The organism is Halomonas sp. SIMBA_159 (assembly GCF_046536035.1).
Lineage (GTDB): Bacteria > Pseudomonadota > Gammaproteobacteria > Pseudomonadales > Halomonadaceae > Vreelandella > Vreelandella venusta_A.
On record NZ_JAWJBT010000190.1, the window covers coordinates 1 to 358 of the forward strand.

1 protein-coding gene is annotated in these 358 nt (G+C 59.2%); it reads right to left on the reverse strand.

The features are described 5' to 3' along the window. Positions 1-358: site-specific integrase (locus tag R0J87_RS18940; protein WP_498888158.1), on the reverse strand; the 358-nt coding region annotated here is incomplete at both ends.

The following is a 358-nucleotide window of genomic DNA, read 5'->3' on the forward strand; positions in this document are numbered from 1 at the left end:
GACTTGATCTGTCCGCTGGCATATTCGACAGACATGTTCTGAGAGCGCGGCTCGATACGCCACATCCAGCACGGCGCGGGTGCTCGGGTTCATCGGCACGACGGCTCGGCCTTTCCTGGTCTGGGAATCTTCGAGCCTAAGATTGATGGTGCCCCGGTCAAAATCTACACGGTCCCATGTGAGAACCAGGACTGCGCCAACCCTCCCTGCGGTGCCTAGAAGCAGGATGAGAGCGAGCCTGATGTGGGGTTCAATTGCACCATCGATCAGTGCGCGGGCTTCACCAGCTAACAGGATGCGCTTGTCGGTCAGGGGGTTGGCAGGGCGCCATATCTTCGGCGCAGTTTCGATCACCTTG